This window comes from Pseudomonas sp. GNP014, from assembly GCF_054344005.1.
Genome location: NZ_JBTGUS010000001.1, coordinates 1,550,816 through 1,571,465, shown reverse-complemented (window position 1 = coordinate 1,571,465; position 20,650 = coordinate 1,550,816). Strand labels below are relative to the sequence as shown.

General features: G+C 57.1%; 22 protein-coding genes, 1 tRNA gene and 1 pseudogene. 10 read left to right on the top strand and 14 right to left on the bottom strand.

All coding sequences use genetic code 11. From position 1 onward, the window contains the following. The first annotated feature begins 419 nt into the window (after positions 1-419). The 7 genes from ACXX9E_RS07190 (at position 420) to ACXX9E_RS07160 (ending at position 5,963) form a co-directional block, all read left to right on the top strand. Positions 420-1,193, top strand: coding sequence for an ABC transporter ATP-binding protein (locus tag ACXX9E_RS07190; protein WP_128614608.1), 774 nt, complete (start codon positions 420-422; stop codon positions 1,191-1,193). A 13-nt stretch (positions 1,194-1,206) separates the two neighbouring features. Further along, positions 1,207-1,956, top strand: coding sequence for an ABC transporter substrate-binding protein (locus ACXX9E_RS07185; RefSeq protein WP_123470618.1), 750 nt, complete (start codon positions 1,207-1,209; stop codon positions 1,954-1,956). Between the two features lie 77 nt (positions 1,957-2,033). Next, positions 2,034-2,726, top strand: a complete 693-nt coding sequence (locus ACXX9E_RS07180) for an ABC transporter permease (protein WP_128614610.1) — start codon at positions 2,034-2,036, stop codon at positions 2,724-2,726. Next, positions 2,726-3,415, top strand: a complete 690-nt coding sequence (locus tag ACXX9E_RS07175; protein WP_095047148.1) for an ABC transporter permease — start codon at positions 2,726-2,728, stop codon at positions 3,413-3,415. The genes ACXX9E_RS07180 and ACXX9E_RS07175 overlap by 1 nt, the downstream gene beginning before the upstream one ends. Continuing rightward, positions 3,396-4,631 carry a methyltransferase gene (locus ACXX9E_RS07170; RefSeq protein ID WP_458555227.1) on the top strand — a complete coding sequence of 412 codons (1,236 nt, stop codon included), beginning with the start codon at positions 3,396-3,398 and terminating at the stop codon, positions 4,629-4,631. Before ACXX9E_RS07175 ends, ACXX9E_RS07170 begins: the two co-directional genes overlap by 20 nt. 344 nt (positions 4,632-4,975) lie before the next feature. Continuing rightward, entirely contained in the window at positions 4,976-5,812 is an 837-nt protein-coding gene (locus tag ACXX9E_RS07165) for an FkbM family methyltransferase (RefSeq protein ID WP_458555226.1), read from the top strand. Between the two features lie 75 nt (positions 5,813-5,887). After that, positions 5,888-5,963 (top strand) — tRNA-Thr (locus ACXX9E_RS07160). Positions 5,964-6,059: 96 nt separating this feature from the next. Here ACXX9E_RS07160 and ACXX9E_RS07155 read toward each other — a convergent pair. The 5 genes and pseudogenes from ACXX9E_RS07155 to ACXX9E_RS07135 form a co-directional block, all read right to left on the bottom strand. Beyond that, positions 6,060-6,638 carry a hypothetical protein gene (locus ACXX9E_RS07155; protein ID WP_458555225.1) on the bottom strand — a complete coding sequence of 193 codons (579 nt, stop codon included), beginning with the start codon at positions 6,636-6,638 and terminating at the stop codon, positions 6,060-6,062. Then, on the bottom strand, positions 6,635-7,021 hold the full coding sequence (locus ACXX9E_RS07150; RefSeq protein ID WP_458555224.1) for a tyrosine-type recombinase/integrase: 387 nt from the start codon (positions 7,019-7,021) through the stop codon (positions 6,635-6,637). Before ACXX9E_RS07150 ends, ACXX9E_RS07155 begins: the two co-directional genes overlap by 4 nt. A gap of 153 nt (positions 7,022-7,174) precedes the next feature. Continuing rightward, positions 7,175-8,167: pseudogene (locus tag ACXX9E_RS07145) on the bottom strand (Y-family DNA polymerase); the annotation flags it as partial. A 13-nt stretch (positions 8,168-8,180) separates the two neighbouring features. Then, a complete protein-coding gene (locus tag ACXX9E_RS07140) occupies positions 8,181-8,612 on the bottom strand; it encodes a LexA family protein (protein WP_458555223.1) in 432 nt (143 codons plus the stop codon). A 168-nt stretch (positions 8,613-8,780) separates the two neighbouring features. Then, entirely contained in the window at positions 8,781-9,509 is a 729-nt protein-coding gene (locus ACXX9E_RS07135) for a glycine-rich domain-containing protein (RefSeq protein ID WP_458555222.1), read from the bottom strand. Between the two features lie 500 nt (positions 9,510-10,009). On the opposite strand from ACXX9E_RS07135, the gene ACXX9E_RS07130 reads away from it, so the two are divergent. Further along, a complete protein-coding gene (locus tag ACXX9E_RS07130) occupies positions 10,010-10,291 on the top strand; it encodes a DUF3077 domain-containing protein (protein WP_458555221.1) in 282 nt (93 codons plus the stop codon). Positions 10,292-10,334: 43 nt separating this feature from the next. Here the strand turns inward: ACXX9E_RS07130 and ACXX9E_RS07125 are convergent, their stop codons facing one another. The 3 genes from ACXX9E_RS07125 to ACXX9E_RS07115 all read right to left on the bottom strand — a co-directional run bounded on the left by ACXX9E_RS07125 (position 10,335) and on the right by ACXX9E_RS07115 (position 12,237). Beyond that, positions 10,335-11,015 carry an RES family NAD+ phosphorylase gene (locus ACXX9E_RS07125; RefSeq protein WP_322375386.1) on the bottom strand — a complete coding sequence of 227 codons (681 nt, stop codon included), beginning with the start codon at positions 11,013-11,015 and terminating at the stop codon, positions 10,335-10,337. Next, the gene (locus ACXX9E_RS07120) at positions 11,012-11,422 is read right to left on the bottom strand and encodes an MbcA/ParS/Xre antitoxin family protein (protein ID WP_007961687.1); all 411 of its coding nucleotides are present in this window, start codon (positions 11,420-11,422) and stop codon (positions 11,012-11,014) included. The genes ACXX9E_RS07125 and ACXX9E_RS07120 overlap by 4 nt, the downstream gene beginning before the upstream one ends. A 305-nt stretch (positions 11,423-11,727) precedes the next feature. Beyond that, positions 11,728-12,237: a PBECR2 nuclease fold domain-containing protein gene (locus ACXX9E_RS07115; RefSeq protein WP_458555220.1), complete on the bottom strand. Its 510-nt coding sequence runs from the start codon at positions 12,235-12,237 to the stop codon at positions 11,728-11,730. A gap of 440 nt (positions 12,238-12,677) precedes the next feature. Here ACXX9E_RS07115 and ACXX9E_RS07110 point away from each other — a divergent pair, with 440 nt between their 5' ends. Then, the gene (locus ACXX9E_RS07110; RefSeq protein ID WP_123470603.1) at positions 12,678-13,604 is read left to right on the top strand and encodes a LysR family transcriptional regulator; all 927 of its coding nucleotides are present in this window, start codon (positions 12,678-12,680) and stop codon (positions 13,602-13,604) included. Here the strand turns inward: ACXX9E_RS07110 and ACXX9E_RS07105 are convergent. The 6 genes from ACXX9E_RS07105 to ACXX9E_RS07080 all read right to left on the bottom strand — a co-directional run bounded on the left by ACXX9E_RS07105 (position 13,521) and on the right by ACXX9E_RS07080 (position 18,219). Beyond that, on the bottom strand, positions 13,521-13,838 hold the full coding sequence (locus ACXX9E_RS07105; protein ID WP_007952614.1) for an AzlD domain-containing protein: 318 nt from the start codon (positions 13,836-13,838) through the stop codon (positions 13,521-13,523). The two genes, ACXX9E_RS07110 and ACXX9E_RS07105, sit on opposite strands and share 84 nt — an antisense overlap. Next, positions 13,817-14,533, bottom strand: coding sequence for an AzlC family ABC transporter permease (locus tag ACXX9E_RS07100; protein ID WP_123470601.1), 717 nt, complete (start codon positions 14,531-14,533; stop codon positions 13,817-13,819). Before ACXX9E_RS07100 ends, ACXX9E_RS07105 begins: the two co-directional genes overlap by 22 nt. Next, the gene (locus ACXX9E_RS07095; RefSeq protein WP_016986309.1) at positions 14,530-14,907 is read right to left on the bottom strand and encodes a GNAT family N-acetyltransferase; all 378 of its coding nucleotides are present in this window, start codon (positions 14,905-14,907) and stop codon (positions 14,530-14,532) included. The genes ACXX9E_RS07100 and ACXX9E_RS07095 overlap by 4 nt, the downstream gene beginning before the upstream one ends. 79 nt (positions 14,908-14,986) lie before the next feature. Next, entirely contained in the window at positions 14,987-15,733 is a 747-nt protein-coding gene (locus ACXX9E_RS07090; protein ID WP_123470600.1) for a 2OG-Fe dioxygenase family protein, read from the bottom strand. Positions 15,734-15,965: 232 nt separating this feature from the next. Beyond that, on the bottom strand, positions 15,966-17,252 hold the full coding sequence (locus ACXX9E_RS07085; protein ID WP_123470598.1) for an OprD family porin: 1,287 nt from the start codon (positions 17,250-17,252) through the stop codon (positions 15,966-15,968). A gap of 298 nt (positions 17,253-17,550) precedes the next feature. Beyond that, entirely contained in the window at positions 17,551-18,219 is a 669-nt protein-coding gene (locus ACXX9E_RS07080; RefSeq protein ID WP_222833874.1) for a DsbA family protein, read from the bottom strand. Positions 18,220-18,472: 253 nt separating this feature from the next. On the opposite strand from ACXX9E_RS07080, the gene ACXX9E_RS07075 reads away from it, so the two are divergent. Next, complete coding sequence (locus tag ACXX9E_RS07075) at positions 18,473-20,563, top strand: TonB-dependent receptor (protein WP_458555219.1); 2,091 nt, start codon at positions 18,473-18,475, stop codon at positions 20,561-20,563. Positions 20,564-20,650: the final 87 nt, after the last annotated feature.

Below are 20,650 nucleotides of genomic sequence, written 5' to 3'. Positions count from 1 at the left end.
CGGCTTTGCGCGCGACCGGACAGTCATCGCAAGTCCTTGGATTTAATGGCAATCCGCCAGAGCGTTACCCTGCGACTCACTTTTCAAACGAAACAGCGCACCAGAAACACACTGAAAAAGTGTGGGATGCACAATAAAAGGGCAATTGAGGAACGTTCGGCCGGATAGCGCTTCCAACACCCCGCCAAAGCTGGCAACATCGCGCCTTTTTTTACGCGACGCCCAAAGGTTTGCACGATCAAACACCCGTTCGGTTGTTGATGGGGCGACAGTCTGCTGTGCCGATGCGACAACCTGCCACACGCCATCCGCTTACCGCTCGTAGCGCTGTTGGCTGCCATTGAAACGCTATGCTAGCTTGGCCGCCTCGCCAGGAAGGCCCGCCAACAGCAGGAGCGCAACATATATGAGGAACGCACATGGCTGAGGCCACGCCCGCGCTTGAAATCCGCAACTTGCACAAACGCTACGGACAGCTTGAGGTGCTCAAAGGCATCTCGCTGACCGCCCGCGACGGCGATGTGATCTCGATCCTCGGTTCCTCCGGTTCCGGCAAGTCCACGTTCCTGCGTTGCATCAACCTGTTGGAAAACCCGCACCAGGGCCAGATTCTGGTGGCGGGTGAAGAACTCAAGCTCAAGCCCGCCAAGAATGGCGAACTGGTTGCCGCTGATGGCAAGCAGATCAATCGCCTGCGTTCCGAGATTGGTTTTGTGTTTCAAAACTTTAATCTGTGGCCGCACATGAGCGTGCTCGACAACATCATCGAAGCCCCGCGCCGCGTACTCGGCCAGAGCAAGGCCGAAGCGATCGAAGTCGCCGAAGCACTGCTGGCCAAGGTCGGCATCGCCGACAAGCGCCACGCGTATCCGTCGCAGCTGTCCGGTGGTCAGCAGCAACGCGCGGCCATCGCCCGCACCCTGGCGATGCAGCCGAAGGTGATTCTGTTCGACGAGCCCACCTCCGCCCTTGACCCGGAAATGGTTCAGGAAGTACTTAGTGTCATCCGCGCACTGGCCGAAGAAGGCCGCACCATGCTGCTCGTGACCCACGAAATGGGTTTCGCCCGTCAGGTCTCCAGCGAAGTGGTGTTCCTTCATCAGGGCCTTATAGAAGAGCAAGGATCGCCTCAGCAGGTGTTCGAAAACCCGCTTTCGGCGCGCTGCAAACAATTCATGTCCAGCAACCGCTAACGGAGCAACATGCATGCAGAATTTTAAAAAGGTCTTCCTGGCCGCCGCCGTCACCCTCGCGTTCAGCGCCGGTGCCATGGCCGAGACCCTGAAGATGGGCATCGAAGCGGCTTACCCGCCGTTCAACAACAAAGACGCCAGCGGCAACGTGGTCGGCTTCGACAAAGACATCGGCGACGCCCTGTGCGCGAAGATGAAAGTCGAGTGCACCGTGGTCACTTCCGACTGGGACGGCATCATCCCGGCCCTGAACGCGAAGAAGTTCGACTTCCTGATCTCCTCGCTGTCGATCACCGACGAGCGCAAGGGCGCGGTGGATTTCACCGACCCGTACTACTCGAACAAGCTGCAGTTCATTGCACCGAAAAACGTCGACTTCAAAACCGACAAGGACTCGCTGAAGGGCAAGTCCATCGGTACCCAGCGCGCCACGCTGGCCGGCACCTGGCTGGAAGACAACTACGGCAGCGATCTCAACGTCAAACTCTATGACACCCAGGAAAACGCCTACCTCGACCTGACCTCCGGTCGTGTCGACGCGATCCTCGCCGACAAGTACGCCAACTACGACTGGCTGAAAACCGATGCTGGCAAAGCCTACGAGTTCAAGGGCGACCCGGTCGTGGAAAGCGACAAGATCGGCATCGCTGTACGTAAAGGCGATCCGCTGCGTGAGAAGCTGAACGCCGCCCTGAAGGAAATCGTCGCCGACGGTACCTACAAGAAGATCAACGACAAGTACTTCCCGTTCAGCATCTACTGATCTGACCTGCGGGACCGGCGCCGTGATTCGACGGCGCCGGCTCCCGGCCTTGCCTGCCGCGATTTGAAAAGAAATCCATGATTATCGACCTCTACGGATTCGGCCCGGCCCTCGCCGCCGGTGCGCTGATGACCGTCAAACTGGCGCTGACGGCCCTGTGCCTGGGACTGGTACTCGGTCTGCTCGGCGCCTTGGCCAAGACGTCCCCGTACAAGCCGCTGCAGTGGCTTGGCGGCACGTATTCGACCCTGGTGCGTGGCGTCCCGGAACTGCTTTGGGTTCTGCTGATCTACCTCGGCACCGTCAAGACGATGAACGCCATTGGCGAATACTTTGGCAATCCAGACCTGGCGCTAAGCCCCTTTGTGGCGGGCGTAACCGCACTCGGACTGTGCTTTGGCGCCTATGCCACGGAGGTATTTCGTGGCGCCATCCTGGCTATTCCGAAAGGACACCGTGAAGCCGGTCAGGCCCTGGGCCTGTCGAAATGGCGGATCTTCACCCGGTTGATCATGCCGCAGATGTGGCGCATCGCCCTGCCCGGCCTGGGCAATCTGTTCATGATCCTGATGAAAGACACCGCTCTGGTGTCGGTCATCGGCCTGGAAGAAATCATGCGCAATGCGCAGAACGCCGTGACCTTCGCCAAGCATCCATTCACCTTCTATCTGGTCGCAGCCGTCATGTATCTGGGCCTGACCATACTGGCGATGGCCACCATGCACTTCATGGAAAAACGCGCCGCCCGTGGCTTCGTGAGGACGACGTAATGGAATGGGAAGTCATCTATAAGTGGCTGCCGAAGTTCTTTCAGGGCGCCGTCCTGACACTCGAACTGGTGGGCATCGCCGTTATTCTCGGGTTGTTGCTGGCGATCCCCCTGGGCATCGCGCGCTCCTCGAAGCTCTGGTTTGTTCGCGCATTTCCTTACGCTTACATCTTTTTCTTTCGTGGCACTCCGTTGCTCGTACAACTGTTTCTGGTCTACTACGGCCTGGCTCAGTTCGACGCCGTACGCGACAGTTTCATGTGGCCGTATTTGCGAGAACCCTTCTGGTGCGCTGTCGCCACGATGACCCTGCATACTGCCGCCTATATCGCCGAAATCCTGCGTGGCGCCATTCAAGCGATCCCGCCGGGCGAGATCGAAGCCGCGCGTGCACTGGGCATGTCCAAGGCCAAGGCATTGTTCTATATCGTCCTGCCGCGCGCCGCGCGCATCGGCCTGCCGGCCTACAGCAACGAAGTCATCCTGATGTTGAAGGCCAGTTCTCTGGCGAGCACGGTGACCTTGCTCGAACTCACCGGCATTACCCGCACGATCATTGCCCGCAACTACCTCCACGTGGATATGTTCTTCACCGCAGGCGTCATTTACCTGCTGATGTCGTTTGTTCTCGTTCAGGCATTCAAACAGCTGGAGCGATGGTTGCGCGTCGATGCCTGTCAAGGGCGTTGATTCCTCTTGTGTGCTGACGGGCGAGGAGTTACTCGCCCGCTTCACCGCGCTGGATGCTTTTTTGATTGAGCATCAGGAGCTGTGGAAACCTCGTCCGTTCACTCATCTGCAGCTTCCATGGGAAGCGTCCTACCCGAAGTTGGCCTTGTGGCTACGCGGACGGTCGCTGAAAGAGGCGGAAAACGCTCACAATCAACCTGCTGATCTTGCCGAAGCGCCGGAGCCATTTGCTTCATTGGCAGCGATATCGGCTGAGCTGAGCGCTGTCGGTCAGTTGCCGGGGCATGCGCTGGAAGCTGCGGGGCATCGCTTGAATGTCGATGTACCGGGGCGCAAGTGGCAGCAGATTGAAGCGTTTGCCAGTCGTCTGTCTTTTTCCTCGCAACCGACGCACTGGCTCGATTGGTGTTCCGGCAAGGGGCATTTGGGCCGACGGTTGTTGAGTGATGGCCAACAGTTGACCTGCATTGAATACGATCCGGCATTGGTCGCCAGTGGTCAGGCGTTGAGTCAGCGCCATCATTTACACGTGCTGCATGTCGAGCAGGATGTGTTGGCAGCGAATGCTTCAGGTGTATTGAGCGCTGCCCACACACCCGCCGCCCTCCACGCCTGCGGCGATCTGCATGTGCGCTTGATGCAACTGGCCAGTGCTGCCGGCTGCCAGCAAATGGCGATCGCGCCTTGCTGTTACAACCGCATCAGTCGCAGCGAGTATCAGGCATTGTCCTCCGTCGGTTTGCGATCCGCCCTACAGCTCTCGCTCGAAGATCTGGCTCTACCCATGAGCGAAACTGTCACCGCCGGTGCACGGGTCCGACGTCAGCGTGACACCTCCATGGCCCGGCGCTTGGCTTTCGATTTGCTGCAACGGCAAGTACGTGGAATTGACGAATACCTGCCCACCCCGTCCCTGCCCAGCGCCTGGTTGGACAAAACCTTCGCCGATTACTGCCGCGATCTGGCAGCGCTGAAAGAGTTATCCACAATCGGCTCGCCAGATTGGTCGACACTCGAAGCCGCCAGTTGGCAGCGGTTGGCCGAAGTTCGCAACCTTGAATTGCTTCGCGGATTGTTCCGACGACCACTGGAGCTTTGGCTGAATCTGGATCGGGCACTTTTCCTCCTCGAACAGGGATACGTCGTACGCCTCGGCACCTTTTGCGACACCTCACTCACACCGCGTAACTTACTGCTGCTCGCCGAACGCGCTTAAAACGTTACAGCCTGTGGATAACTCTGTTGATGGATTTGCCGTGGATCCAATATCTGCGCCTGTTTCGTCGCCTTAACGACACTGGTCATTTTTTGTTCACATAAATAAAAAACCTGTAAAACAGGGATTTGCGAACAAAATGAGAACGCGTCCACAAAATCCCCGCCACACCACGCTACGCTGCTTCCCGTTGTGCATAAGCTTCAGATCGAAATGACATAACCGCCGAATCACGGACCGTTTCAGCGGGAAATTGCGCCTGCCCTTCACCCTTGCTATACAGGCTCACACCGTGCAGGCAGCACACAGACGAACAAGAACAATCCGACCAACAGGGAGTGACCGTGACTTTCATTTCATACGCACAGAACTTCGAGGATATTCGCCTGTGGCGCGCGTTCAAATTCTTTGAAAACGGCTTCTATATCGATGTCGGCGCCAATGATCCGGTTCACGACTCGGTGACCAAGGCCTTCTATGACCGCGGCTGGAGCGGCGTCAACATCGAGCCGATGCAAAACTACCACGATGCCCTGTGCCAACAGCGCCCGCGCGACACAACCCTGCAATGCATTGCCAGTGATACGCCCGGCGAAGTGACGTTCTACGCCATCCCTGACACCGGCCTGTCCACCGCCGACCCGCTGGTCGCTCAGGAGCGCAAGGATGCCGGCTTCGAAGTACAGAGCCTGACGGTAAAAGCCCGCACCCTGACATCAATCTGCGAAGAACACGCCGCCGACCGGGACATCCACTTCCTGAAAATCGACGTCGAAGGCCACGAAGAAACCGTGTTGCGCGGCATGGACTTCAGCCGCTTCCGCCCGTGGATCCTGATCATCGAAACCCCGTTCGAACGTGACCACACCTGGGAACACCTGGTCACTGATGCCGGCTATCAATCGTTCCTGTTCGATGGCCTCAACACGTGGTTCCTCGCCGAAGAACACCTGAGCCTCAAGCCCGCCTTCGACCTCCCACCCTGCAACCTCGACAACTTCCAGCTGTGCTTCGGCCACCTCTTCGCCCACCCCGTCAGCCCCGGCGAAGCCGACGCCCGCAAACAAATCAACGCGGCCATACAACGCGCCGAACGCGCCGAAGCCCAGCTTCTCGCCATGCAGAACAGCCGCACCTGGCGCGCCCTGCACACGCTACGCAACGTCCTGCGCCGGGCCTGATCCGACCCGGCGCAAAAATAGTCTGAATTCAGGGGTTTACAGAACCAACCCAATCGCTATAATCGTCGCCCACACGCCGGTATAGCTCAGTTGGTAGAGCAACTGACTTGTAATCAGTAGGTCCCGGGTTCGACTCCTGGTGCCGGCACCATACAAAACAAAGCCCCGCAATGCGGGGCTTTGTCGTTTCTGGGCTTTAAAAAAACGTCACGTCAAATCGTGAAAACGTCCACAAAGTGTCCACACTTCATTTTTTCCTCCTCATCCATGGCAGCCAATCGAACCTCGATTTTGGTGATGTCAGCTCATGACCGATCTTGAGCACCTCCTCCAACAGATCCGCGACGTCTCTAAAATCTTCAGCTTTATCTGTGCCCCGATAAAGCACGCCACCCGGGGTGAGATCTGCCACCACACTATCCGCCATCTGATAGAAACGGACTATTTGAGAGGCTTCGTGCACGGATAGACTGCCGAGCTTCGAAACATTGGCTTGAAACACATTATTGTAGGGGCCATGGACGTTGACGGAGTATTCGTACCCCTCAAACTCTTCGCGCTGCGCATCAGTGAGTGAAGCAATCTCCCGCTCGGTTTCCCTAAGCCCTTCCAAATAGCCACGAAGCTCAATCAACTCCACGAGGATTGCTACTTCGACGAACAGCGCAGCCCGTACGCTTTTACGCTCCCTCCTGACTTGGCTATACCAGACCCAGACCGGACCCACGATCGCCGTGAATCCAGTGACCAAAGCGACAAACACCGCTGTCCAGTTGGTCGCAGCAAGTGATTGCACTACTGGCGCCCAATCAATCTCCCCAGTCATTCATCTCCCCCTTTTTTATCCCCACCAAACGAAAGCGGATTCAAATTCACCACCTCAGCCAAGTGCCCAGGACTAAAGTGCGCATACTTCATCGTCATCGCCAACGAAGAATGCCCCAGCACCCGCTGCAAAGTCAGAATATCCCCGCCATTCATCATGTAATGACTCGCAAACGTATGCCGCAAAACATGCGTCATCTGCCCCGCCGGCAACTCCAACTTCACCGCCTCGACAGACTCCCCAAACCGTTTGTAGCAATCACCAAACGGCAACGCCGCCCTGATCATCTTTTGCACATCACTGGAGATAGGAATCGACCGATTCTTCGACGACTTCGTACGCGCATAATGAATTCGTCCATTGCGCACCTGCCGGCTCTGCAACTCCTCCGCCTCAGGCCATCTAGCACCCGTAGCCAAACAAATCCTGGCAACCGTCCCCGCCGCCGCTCAACGCCTATCCAACTCTGCCAACAAAGGCGGAATCTGCTCAGCATCGAGATAAGCCATCTCGGTCTCGTCGTACTTCAACGCCCGAACCTTCCGGACAGGATTCTCCCCCTTCCACTCGCCCAGTCGCTCAAGCTCATTGAACACAGCCCGCAAATAAGGCAATTCAACCATCGCTCCGTTGGCATACTTGGCTTTCTCCGGACTGAACATCCCGGTGCGGAAGCTGACGCGGATCTTCTTGCACAGCGAATTCTGCGCACGCAGCTTTTCTGCGGCTCGATGCACGTAGGTGGCCACCGCTTCTTTGATCGGCTCAATGGTTGTCAGTCGCTTGCCGAACATGCGGCTGCTGCAGATCTCTTGCTTGGGCGGCTCCGTTTCGGAGAGTTCCAAGAAGGATGTCCCGCTCAGTTCGCGTGCGGTCTTTTCAATGACCACGCTGAATTTGCGTCGTAGTGTCCACGGATCCGACTTGGCCAGATCCATAGCACTTTTGATCTGCATGTTTGCTAGGTGCGCTTTCATCCGACGCCCCACACCCCACACTTCACCGATCTCGGTGTTTCGCAACACCCTGTCGCGCTTGATCGGATCGCAGATATCCACCACGCCGCCGGTGTGTGCCTGCAATCGTTTTGCGGTGTGGTTGGCGAGCTTGGCCAACGTCTTGGTGGGCGCGATACCGACTCCGACCGGGATGCCGGTTCCTTTATAGACGGCGGCGCGGATTGATCGGCCGAAGGCTGTCATGTCACCAGGGATGCCGCTGAGATCGGCGAACGCCTCATCGATGCTGTACACCTCAACGGCCGGCACCATGGATTCGATGATGGTCATCACTCGTTCGCTCATATCGCCATAGAGCGCGTAGTTGCTGCTGAAGACCTGGACGCCGTGGCGGCGAAGCTCATTGCGAATTTGAAAGTACGGCGCGCCCATTTTTACAAAGGGTTTGGCGTCGTAACTGCGGGCAATCACACAACCGTCGTTGTTGCTGAGCACGACGATTGGCGTCTTCGCCAAGTCAGGCCGAAACACCCGCTCGCAGCTCGCGTAGAAGCTGTTGCAGTCGATCAGAGCTAAGACCTAATTACGATCTGCCATGGTCACGCACGCTGTAAGTCACCACCCCCCAAATGATCAACTCATCCTCCTCCATGACATAGCGTGGCGGGTATTTGCTGTTAGCCGACATCAGAATGATGGTGTTGTCACGCTTGTGCAGCCGTTTGCAAATCAGCTCCGAGTTGAGCCCGGCGATCACGATGTCGCCATGCTCGGCGTTTAGGCTGCGGTTGACGATCACCAGGTCGCCGCAAAATATGCCGGCGTCTTGCATGCTCTCGCCCTCGATCTTCGCCAGATAAACGTGTGGGGCACGGATGTCGAAAAGCTCATCCAGTGAGATGTGCTTTTCGATGTGGTCGGCCGCCGGCGAAGGAAACCCCGCCGAGATCTGAAACGAGTAAAGCGGGAGCTTTTCGCCTCTGTCTGACAGGGGGCCAAGAATGGTGACGCTCATGATACGACCCCGACGAAAGTTAACCTGTATGCCCATACAGTAAATGCAGAGTCCTACACGCGGTCAATGTGGCGCATAGGACATTTCGACGGGTGACATCATCTCCGACAGTGCCAGTGAATTGGACGGTGGGGGGAAGGTAGTCCAAGGCGCATAATTAAGAACAATTTAATATTCTACGATGACACATCCGTCTGAACCTTTAGCACCTGGCAAACCACTATTTCCTTTTTGAGAACTGGAGTTAATTTCACCTCCCTTGCCCCCGGCCCCCCCCTTGCCTCCACAATTATTAATTACCGCGCCATTACCGGCACTTTCCGACCCACCATTCAAGCTGCCGTTTTGACCGGCTGAACCCCATTCAATAGTGCATTTTTCAGCGTACGGGCTTCCTCCAACGCCACCCTTTCCACCAGTAGTGGTACTTGTGGGAGAGGTTTTTCCACTGCCCCCGCCCCCGCCCTTGCCTCCGTTAGCCCTTGGAAGCCCCACTTTTTTATATTCCCCTAGTAGATAGGCTATGGTGGACTCTCCCTCCTCGCCGGGCAAACCGTCTGTTTTAAGAGAACCACCGGGTCCGCCATTACCTCCTCTCCCAATATCCATTTGCAAAGTTTTACCCGAGCTGACAGGAATAGTGCATTTAACACTGGAAGCGGCACCACCACCGCCTCCACCTGCAGCGCGGCCCTTAAGGATCATGTCGAAAGCCCCGCCTCCTCCGCCGCCACCTCCCCCACCACCAATAAGGGTGTAGGTTATTTCCGTAACACCTTCTGGGATAGGAAATTCGGAAGTTGAAGTAAATGTTTGAGTTGCAGCCAAAGCCGGCACAACTGCCCCGATAAACAGTAGGCCAGTAGTTAACGCGATTGAATTGTAATGAGTAAGCATAAGTTTGTTCCCTCAGCGGGGGTTTTAAGTTCGTGTAAAAAGTGCGGATTAAATTAGCTCTCTAACTTCCGAACTACGAGGTCAGAGATTAAGAAATATCTCAAATGATGTAACCTGTAATAACTGACAGTCTTTTATAATCTTTCGAAGTAAAAACCCAATTGCGATGACTGCTTATAACCTTTATTTTTCAATCGCCGCTGCCAATTCAGCGGCCGGGGGTCAGAGCCCGAAAGATCAAGGCGCAAAGCGCCCATACTCCTATCGCGGCGTTTTTTTCGTCGGCGACATGGATCTATGGCGGCTGTGCGTGGGAGACCTTCGGGTCTGCCGGGTTCCTGTATCTCCGGTTTATCAGCCCGCACATAGCTGCCACCCATTCGTCTGATAACGAATTGGCAGCTCTCATTTGATATAGGGAGTTAACAAATGAAAGCCATTGATCCGTCAGCACACCGGTCACTTCACGCCAGTCCATCTCGAACGGAAGGTGAAGCGAAATGACCCATTCTCAAGATCTGAAAACCCTCGGCCTCACCCATTTTTCTTTTCAATCCAATCAAGCGATGTTCCGCACCAATCGTGGAGTGCCGGTAATAGCCGCCCTTTCCCACGCCTCCCACTTGCTTCACATCTCACGATTGCTCACTGCGGACGCTTCAGTCTCTCGCGACCCTGACCTTCACGCTTATGCCTCGCAGTATTTGCAGGAGTTAAGTAAAGCGTTGATCGATGATGTAGTGAAAGTAATGGATGCGCCGCGGGACAAGCCGTTGATGTAAACACTGGTGTAAGGCCCTCGCTGATGCGAGGGCTTTTTGCGCTTCAAACCTGACTAATCTCAAACACAAACGAAATCCTGCGCTGGCTCGCACTCCACACATAACGCAGATGCTTTCCCTGCTTTGGAATCGAAACCGCCGGAGGCCGAAAGGCGGCGACACATTCGTGGCCCGGCAGACGGACGCTGTTGTAGAGCAGGCCCCAGGACTCAGACTCGCGCAGTTGTCGGGCAAACGCCTGGGACGGGCCATAGGCGTCTGGATCAGGTTGATGCAAATGCGGGAAGTCGTGACGAACATCGTGCAGTGGCTTGACCACTCGATTGACATAAGTACGCAGGGTCAACTCAAGATCCGCTTCTTGGGTGGCCGCTAGAAACCGTTCCTGGTGATAGCAGGTTTCGGCAATGGCGGCGGCCTGGCTGCTGGCGGCGTAGTAGACGCCGAAGGTGCCGTCGGTGAAACGGCTGCTTTTGCCGATGTGGGTAAACGCCGCCATCACCGGGGTTGAACCGGGACCGGAGAGTCGGTCTTCGGGGCGCACGCGGGCGAGGACGCCGGCCTGTTCGATCAGGCGATCGTTGGTCAGTGCTTCCAGCGCGTAGGCGATTTCCAGGTCTTCGGGGTCAAGCACATCTTCAAACAGCGCAATCGGCGGGAAGCTGCTGTTGACGATCCGATAGGCCTTGGGCCATTGCGGCTCGGCCAGCGGCGGGGCCTTCAACCGCGTACCCCGTCGAGGTAGCGGCGCACGTCGGCGATGTCGACCACCCTGCCCGCCAACATGTAATCCAGCGCCGTTCGGCCATTGAATGGCGCAGCCGTATTTGGGCTGCTGACCCACGTGTAGGCGCGCTCGCGGCTGTTGCTGAAGATGATGCTCAAGGCCTTGTGAATGCCCATCAGATAGGAGATGCGCTCCAGCGTGTCATGTGGCAGGCGAATGTTCGGCGGCAGGTGTTTGTACTTGTAGAACGTGGTGTTGCCGACGCCGCCCAGCAACGTGCGCTGCTGCTCGGCGTTGCAACCCCAGCGCTCCATGAGGTTGAAAAAGAACTTCAACGCAACACGCCCGGCTTCGGGGACGTCGAGTTGTTCACGCGGGGTTAGGGCTGGGGATGAGGTAGGCATCTTCGTCCTTCTTGGCTGGTCCGCAAACTGAGCTTAGTACACATCTGAACATTTCAAATAAATTTATTCGTATACGAACAAAAACCCTCAAACCTCAGGTTGACACTTCAATGTTCCGTGGCAGAGAATCTTGCTCAAGAGCGCGAAACCGACTGCCTTCAGGTGGCGATAGTCGGCGTTAGGAACCCCGTTGATGACCTGAAAATCAGCGCTCGGGTGAGACCTCTTCTCCCCTGCTTGAGGGAGCACAATATCAAGCACATTCACGTGAAGGGCAGCCTGAGAAGGCTGCCCTTTTTTTTGAGCTATCGGTAACGTCGATATAACAGACCACCATGCCGATGCTTGTTCAGGCCTTTCTTTTCACAGTTCATAAAATTCCAGAGTACGTTGCCGTGCTCAACATGAATCACCACCAGCATCTGATATCTCGCGTTGTAAGCACCGATGAAGGAAAGTCTGAACGAGGCATCATCGTAGGAAACCCGCCATATCTCTAACGGCTTCGTCAGGGTATCTCGGGCAAATTCGGTGAATCGTTCACGGGCATTCGAGCGCTTTTCCACCGTGTGACGCAAATGTTCACGCTTCACTAAAATCGGCGCATAAGGTGTTTCGATCAGAACAGCATCATGACCGGGATCAAGTCCGAAGCCGTTGGCAACTTGCTCCCACGCTGCATTGAGGCTCGACGCACCTGGAAGCTCTCTGACCGCAGAAGTCAGAAGCCTGGGGTCAATATCGCGAATATCCGGTAACCCCAGATCTTTCCAGTTTTGTTGGTCGGGTAACGCCCTGCTCCCCTGCAAACTCATGGCATCGACTCGCTAGCTTCGCGGATGCCGGCATTGCCTGGATATCCATGGCCTCGGAAAACGTCCCGAAAATAACTGCCCGATATTTCAGCTACTTGTGGTTTGGAGGTAAATCAGCCCGTTCGCTCTGTTCTATAGGAGGCTTCCGACAACGGTGAAAAATAGTGGCGTTTCGGCGTGGGAAACAACTCGAAATGCTGTAGTCCGGAGGCATAAACATCTGCCCGACACTTCCAAGTAGGGCACTTTTCTTGACCCCAATCACCCCCACGTCACCAAAAATCCCGATCCTGTGTCAGCTTCCAGCCATCGGCAGGGACATCAATTCGCTACTAAATCCGCGACAACTATGCTCAGGTACAGGAATATAGCCGGCATATGGCGCCGGATCGGCAGTCTCGTAAACAACAATACCCAGCCCACTTCAGAGGGCATTACCCATGGATAGCAGAACCTTACGCAACCTCATGCGCATCGTGCAGACCGGCTCCTTGTCGGCCGCAGCCGAGCATTCGTGCCTGACTGTGCAGGCGTTGGCCGCGCAGTTGAACAAGGTCGAAGAGCAGTTCGGTTTCCGCTTGTTTCGACGTTCCAACAAAGGTCTGACGCTGACGCCGCAAGGCACCGAGCTCACGCCGTATATGGACAGAGTGCTGATCGCCACGCGACAGATGGAAGAAAAAGTCGAGGCACTCAAGGTGCCAGGCCAGCGCCCCTTGAAGGTCGCGTTGAACAACACGTTATCGGCTGACTTCAACCGGCGAATGATCGGACGCCTGATAGAAGTATTTCCCGATTACCAGATGGAATTCAGCTACGCCGAGTCGATGGAAAACCTCAGCAAGCTGAAGAATGAGGACTTCGATCTGGCGGTGTTGATCGGCCCGCAGCGCCCGGGGTTGCCGAGCATCGTCCTGCCGGATGTGCAGGTGCAGGTGGTCGGTGCGCATTGCGGCCAGGAAAACGATCCACTGACGTTACTGGGCAACAAGTTTCAGGTGCGTCCCGCGGAGGATTGTCCGTATTCCCACAGTTTTTTGCGTTTTCTCGACGCCGGTCTGGGCAATCACGAAAACGGCCAGCGCATGGTCTATTCGTGCAGCGAAACCCTGACGTTGTCGCTGATCACGCAGATGGATGCGGTCGGCATGGTCTCGCGCGAGGCCGCGCAAAAGAACGGCCTGACGATTTTCCCCGGGTTCGAGGATTTCCTCGAAGTGCGCCTGGCGGTGAACAATCCGGAGTTGTCGAGCCAGGCACTCAACGATGTCGTCGATCTGCCGCTACATGAACGAGCCGAGCGCAATGTACGCAGCCGTCCCAACCGCCACACTGAGAAAGAGGTTTTTGCTGAAATACGCACATAACAGCGTCGGAATCGCGGCATAAAATTCCGGGCGATCGAGCTGTATGTGCTGATCCTTGATCAACAGGGGTGTCAGGCTGATCGCAGCGACGATCGCCACCGGCAAGTATTCCAGCGCCCGCGCCACGAAGGGTGGCCAGTGCTCGGTGTTGACTTGCAGCGGCAAGGCGCGCGGCAGAAAGGTCACGGCCATCATCAGCGCGACCACCAGAATCAGGAACGTTTGGTCAGGCATACACCCACTCCGCAGCCCACAAACGTGGCGATAAACACATTGAACGGCGAACTGCCGACCAGGCTCAGCGCGCCCATGCAGACGACGGCAGCCGCGGCGGCGATGAGTTTGTTGCGGGTGTTGCACAGCGACACCAGCACGTAGAGCATCATCGCGGTCAGTGCGTAGTCGAGTTGGTATTTGATCAGGTGCGACGCATATTGCGCACACACCGCACCCAACAGCCCACCCAGCACCCACGAGGTGTGGCAGAACAGGTTGAAGCCGATCAGGTAACGGATGTTGACCGGCGCGCCAGTGCCGAGTTTGACGCTGTGAAACGCAAAAGACTCGTCAGTGAGGCCACCGGCGTAAGCCCAGCGCTCCATGCGGCTCAAACCGAGGGCACGCAGGGCCTTGGCCATGTACACCGACATCAGCATGTGTCGCGCGTTGATCAGGAAGGTGGTCAGCACGATGGTGGTCAGCGAGGCGCCGCTGGAGATCAGTGCCAGCGCCGCGAATTGCGAAGCACCGGCGTAGACGAACAAGCACATCGCCACCGGCAGCCACATCGGCAGGCCGGCGTTGACGGCCATCAGTCCGAACACGAACGACACCGTGAAGTATCCGGCAACCACGGGGCTGGCTTCGGCAAACGTGCGCGACGGCTGAGGGGTGACCATCAGCGGCGCACTGCCGGACGTTTCATTCATAGATCCCTCTCAAATGTCCGCTCGCCGTGAGGTTCGCAAAAACCCTGGGCAGCCCAGAATCGCTTGCCCGCGAGGTTAGCATCATCGACGAACAGGAACATCCGCAGCACACCGACCCGCTTCATGTCGGAAGACGCCGCTTCAACCAGACGCTGACCGACACCCTGACTGCGGTAGCGCGGGCTGACGGCCAGATGGTTGATTGTGCCGCGACTGCCGAGCATGCCGCCCAGCACCGCCCCGACGATTTCGCCGGCGACGTCGAAGGCCAGATAGGCCGTGGTGGTTTTCTGGATCAACACGCCGCGCAGGCACTTGGCGTCCTGCCATTCGCAAAAGGACACTTCGTCGAACTGGCGGAAGAAGCGCTCCATGCGCTGCGCATCCTTGGCCGTGGCGCGTCGCAGCACCACCGGCGTCGAGCATTCGACGCCGTCGATTGGGGTGATCTGATTAGCGAACAATGTCGAAAGCGGTCCCGGGCCGCGAGAAGGAGATCGCCAGAATCTGCCGGTACGCCATGGCATGGGTGTGGGTGTTGCGGGCCGGCGTGACGTAGTGGCGCATGTCGCGATCGAGGAAGTAGGTGGTGTCGAGAATTTCCTTGTAGGTCGTCGACGCCAATTGATTCTCATGGATGTCGTACAAACGACTTTCCGCGCCCTCGACATTGTTGCGACCCCAGAAGTGCACACCGCTGAACGGATAACCGTCGCAGTGAATGCCTTCCGGCGTAATCTCAAGTTGCTTGCCGGGTTTGATTTCGATGCGGATCTGGTGAATCTGGCATTGCCAGATTTCATCGTGCAGCTCTTCCGGCAGCACACTTTTGTACACTTCGAAATCGGTGTCGATCAGGCTGCGCATCACCGGCGAAGTAATCACTTCATCGGAGAAGTCCTGGAAGTGGCGAACCACGCCGCCAACGTAGGCGTTGTTTTCTTTGGACTGCACGTAGGCGCGATGCTCGAGTTGCTTCAGCTCGCGGGTTTTCGGGTTGTACTCAAAGTCGCTGTAACGACGGTAACGCATGCCGGCTTCGGCCTGACCGTAGTAACTGTCAGGCTCCATGTTTTCCCAACTTTTGGTCAGTCTGACGAAGTCGGCGAAATGACCGTAGAGATTGAAGTCACCACCCTGGACGTTGACATATTTGTCGCGCCGTAGCGATTCGCCCACTTCTCTGTTCAAAACGATCATTACCAAAATCTCCGCTGCATTGAGCGGCCTAATCTATTAGGTGGAGAATTTGCGTCCATGAGAAAGAATTTCAGGCATTTAAAGCGCTGATTGAAACGGCGTTTGAAGCGACTTAAAAACAACTTTTACATGACAAAAACACGGGTTTTTCCTGCTTTTCAGCGAAAAACCGCTCAAAAAAAACCCCGAGCCAGTCGGGGTTTTTCTCATGTGTGTTACACCGTAGCGAACATCAGAAGATGTTGATCGGGTAGTCCACGAACACACGCACCTCGTTGCCGCCAACGTTGTATTCGCTGGACTTCTGCGACACACGCAGGATCGAGCTGCGCAACTTCACGCTCAGGTCTTTGGCCGGACCGCTTTGCACGACGTACTTGAACTGGTTGAAGATTTCGCGCTCGGTGCCGCCTTCGCTGGTGGAAGTGGTGATGTTGTCGCCACGCACGTAAGCGAAGTTGTAGCTCAGACCCGGTACGCCGAATGCGCCGAAGTCCAGGCCGTAGCCCAGTTGCCAGCTGCGTTCGTCTTCAGCGTTGAAGTCGGACCAGTAGGAGTTGGCCAGGTAGATGGTGTTGCCACCGTCACCAACACGATTTTGATCTTTCTGGTAGCCGCCGTAGGCGTAGCCCAGGTTGCTGTCGCCGGTGGAGCGCTGGTGGGCCACGGTGAACGAGTGCGGACCGGTGGCGAAAGTGGCTGCCAGGCTCCAGATCTTGTTGTCATCGCCGGTAGCGCCACTTTCGCGGACGTAGGAATCGTCCAGCTTGGTGCGATAGCCGTTGAAGTCCAGGGTCAGCGACTGATCCTTGTCGATCGGGAACACGTAGTTGGCGTTCACGTATTGCTTCTTCAGCACGTCTTCGACGTCGGACGCGTACAGCGCCGCCTTGAACTGCTCGGTGAACTGGTAGCTACCGCCCAACACGTTGATCGACTTCAGGCCACCGCTGTCACGGCCTTCATCGCTCTTGCGCGATTCGGCGGTGAAACGACCGGCGTTCAGTTCCAGGCCTTTGATCTCTTTGGAAGTGATCAGGGTCCCGGTGTAGCTTTCCGGCAGCAGACGCGAATTGTCGTAGTTCAGCACCGGCAGGGCCGGCATCTGGTCACCGTAGGTCAGCACGGTATTGGAGAAACGGAACTTCACCGCAGCGCCGCCCTTGGCCAGATCGTCAGCCGGGTTGCCGCTGTTGTCTTGCTTGAAGAAGTCGATGCCACCGGCGCCGCTGCGGCCCTTGCCACCGTCCAGACGCAGTGCGTACAGACCGAACGCGTCAACACCCACACCAACGGTGCCTTGGGTGAAACCGGACGAGAACGTGCCGATGGCCGCTTGACCCCATTCGGCCTTGTCTTTGTTACCGTCTTTGTAATCACGATTGATGTAGGCATTGCGCAGCAGCACTTTCAGGCTGCTGTCTTCAACAAAACCCTTGGACTCGGCCTGGTCGTTAGCCATGGCCTGTGTAGCACTCAACATCCCCAGTGCGATCAGACTGATCCGCTTGTTCAACATTTTGTTTTCCTTATTACGGGTTGAAACGCGCTGTGTCGAACGGCTGAAACGGCGCTTTTGCACTCTTGTATTCACCCCGAAACAAAAAGACCCGCCCACAACCAAGTCATGGCGGGCCTGCTCCTTATTTTGAGTCATGGCGGTTGGCCACAGGCGTTGGGGCCGAATCGTAGCCGCGCCCTGAACAATGTGTCAATTTCAAGAATCGTCTTTAAATAGGCAGAAAACGTCTAAAAAACGTAAATTTTGCGCTGAGTCCTTGCACGGAAACGCAGCCAGCCAGTGAATCAATACTCGATCAGGCGCAACCGTCGAGGCCGCAGGACAACGAGGACTCGCCCGTGCCATCGACCGCGACCGCCTGCCCCAACCATTCGGCAAACGCCTGCGGCTTGCCCAACCAGGGACTGATGTCGAGCAACGTGAATTGGCCGTCCTGCTCCAGGGCAAACGTTGGAAAGCCCTGCCCACCCACCTGAGCGAGCAATTGGCGCGTGGCTTTTATATGGGCTTCGGTGGCCACGGACTTTGATGCTGCGCGGAAGTCTTCGGCGTCGTAACCCAGCTCGACCGCCAACGCCGAAAGCACCGACGCATCGGCAATCCGCCGCCCCTCTACATAGTGTGCGGTCTGCAAGCGGCCAAGCATCTGCAGGCCGCGTCCGTCGATGGCCTCGGACGCCAGTACGGCAGCGATCGGCGGGGTCGAATCGAAGACGGCCGAGTGATCGCGCAGCAAGCCTTCGAAATATGCCTCGCCGAAAGGCTGCCCGGTGTATTCGGCGATGCGCCGGTCATGGGGCATGACGTAATTGCGCAACTGCGGCGAAACGTTCTGGCGGTTGGCGCCGCTCATCATGCCGCCCGCATGGGCCATCACTGGCAGCACCTGCTGCGCCGCTTGCACCAGAGGCTTGGCGCCGTAGCACCAGCCGCATAAGGGGTCGTAAATGTAGTGAAGAATCATCGGTAAGCTCCGCTAAATCAAAAAAAGTCGATGCCGGCAGATTAATTCCCGGGACGTTGCGGAAAAACGCCGGAACAGCTTTCAGTCTGTTTCGCCAATCGGTCGAATCGGCCGAGCGTTCCGCGTGTATCGACGCAGACACAAATAGAAACAATCAGACAAGGGAACTTATAAAGAATAATTAACGAGAGCAAATGCAAAGCATTACCATTCGCGCACTCGAATTCTTCCACCCTTCCGGATGCGCTTTTCAATGCCTGCCCCGTTCCGTCTTACGCCCGTCACGCTTGGGCTTTCTGCCTTTCTGTCCAGCGGTTTCGCCTGTGCGGCAACCGAATTACCCGCCACCGCGATCAGCGCCGAAGCACTGGCCGATGACCCGCGCGTGAAGATCAGCAGCACCGCGACTCGCACCTCGACCCCGCTGCGCTACGTGCCCCAGGCCATTGATTCGATCAAGACGTCGAACGTCGCCAACTACGGCACCAATGACATCGGCGACGCCTTGAGCGGTATGCCCAACGTCAGCAGCAGCGCCGATACGCGCTTCGACAGCCTGCGCATTCGCGGTTTCGACGCCAGCAACGACTTCTACCTGGACGGCATCCGCGACGACAGCCAGTACAAACGCGATTTGCATAACATCGAGCGCGTCGAAGTGCTCAAGGGCCCCGCCGCGGTGCTGTATGGCCGCGGCAGTCAGGGCGGGATCGTCAACCGCGTCAGCAAGATGCCGGAATTCGGCCGCCGCTCGACCCTCGAGGCCCAGCTCGGCAGTGAAGACCTGCGCAGCCTGTACGCCGATCTCAGCGCCGACCCCAGCGAAAACCTCAGCCTGCGCCTGAACATGGGCAACATGGATGAAAACAGTTTCCGCGATGACGTCAGTGGCAACCGCCAACTGTTCGCGCCGTCGATGAGCTGGCAACTGACGCCCGACCTGAACTGGCTGGTGCAGTACGAATACAGCCGCTACAACCGCACCCCGGATCGCGGTATCCCCGGCATCAACGGCCGCCCGGCCGATGTCGGTCGCGACACGACTTACGGCAACGGCCACGACTTCATCGACGACAAGTCCCAATCGCTGCGCTCAAAACTCACCTACGCAATCAACGACGACTGGCAACTGCGCCAGACCCTCGGCGTGTTCAAGCTCGACAGCGATTTCGACAACACCTACCTCACCGGTTTCGACAAGAAAACCAACAAGGTCACGCGCCAGCACTGGCAGCAGGACCTGACCACCCGCAATGTCTATAACAACGTCGAACTGGAAGGTGGATTCGATACGTTCGGGCTCGAGCATCGCCTGCTGACCGGGATCGAGATCGGCAGCCAGCGTCGCGATCCGACGCTGTATAACGCCGCTACGTCCGGCCCCGGCAGTTCCGCAGTGCCGGCACTCGACCTGAACAACCCCGACCGCAATCTGCGCCACACCGGTCGCATGCAGGTGTCCAGCGACAGCCACACCGAGGTCGAAAGCCGCGCGGTGTACGTGCAGGATCAACTGCGTCTCAACGATCAATGGCAACTGCTCGCCGGCTTGCGCTACGACACTTTCGATATCGAATCGACCAACAAACTGCGCAACATTTCCGAAGACCGTGACAGCCACAGCACCAGCCCGCGCGTGGGCCTGGTCTGGACGCCGTTGCAGAATCACTCCTTCTACGCGTCCTGGTCCAAGACCTTTTCGCCGGTGGGCGGTGGTCTGATCGGCATCACCCCGGGCGCGGCAGGCAACAGCAATGACCTGAGCCCGGAGTTGACCAGACAGAAAGAGATCGGCGTGAAGAGTGACTGGCTCGATGATCGCCTCAGTACCACGCTGGCAATCTATGACCTGGAGCTCTACAACCGCCGCACGACGGATCCGAACGATCCGACCCTGACCATCATGACCGGCGTTCAGCGTTCACGGGGTATCGAGTTGACCGCCACCGGCAACATCGTCGGCCACTGGTACATGCGCGGCGGCGTCGGTATGCAGGACGCGAAGATCGAGAAGGACAACAACGGCCTTGAAGGCAAGCGCATCAACAACGTTGCCAAACACAACGCCAGCCTGTTCCTGACCTGGAAGCCGGAAATGGGCTGGTACGGTGAAACCGGTCTGACCCTGGTCGGCCAGCGCTACGCCGACAATGCCAACACCACGGTGCTGCCGGGTTACGGCCGCTGGGATGCCTTGGCCGGTTATCGCTTCAAGGATTGGGATGTACGTGCGGCGTTGAACAACATCACCGATCGCGAGTATTACGATTCGGCGACCAGCCAGTATCAGATCCAGCCTGGCGCACCGCGCAGCGTCGTGATGACCGGCACCTATTCCTTCTGATCCAACGCAACACGTGCAGGCTCACTCCGACAATATTTTTGTATCGTGCATAAAAAAGCGCTGCCATCCCGGCAGCGCTTTTACCAA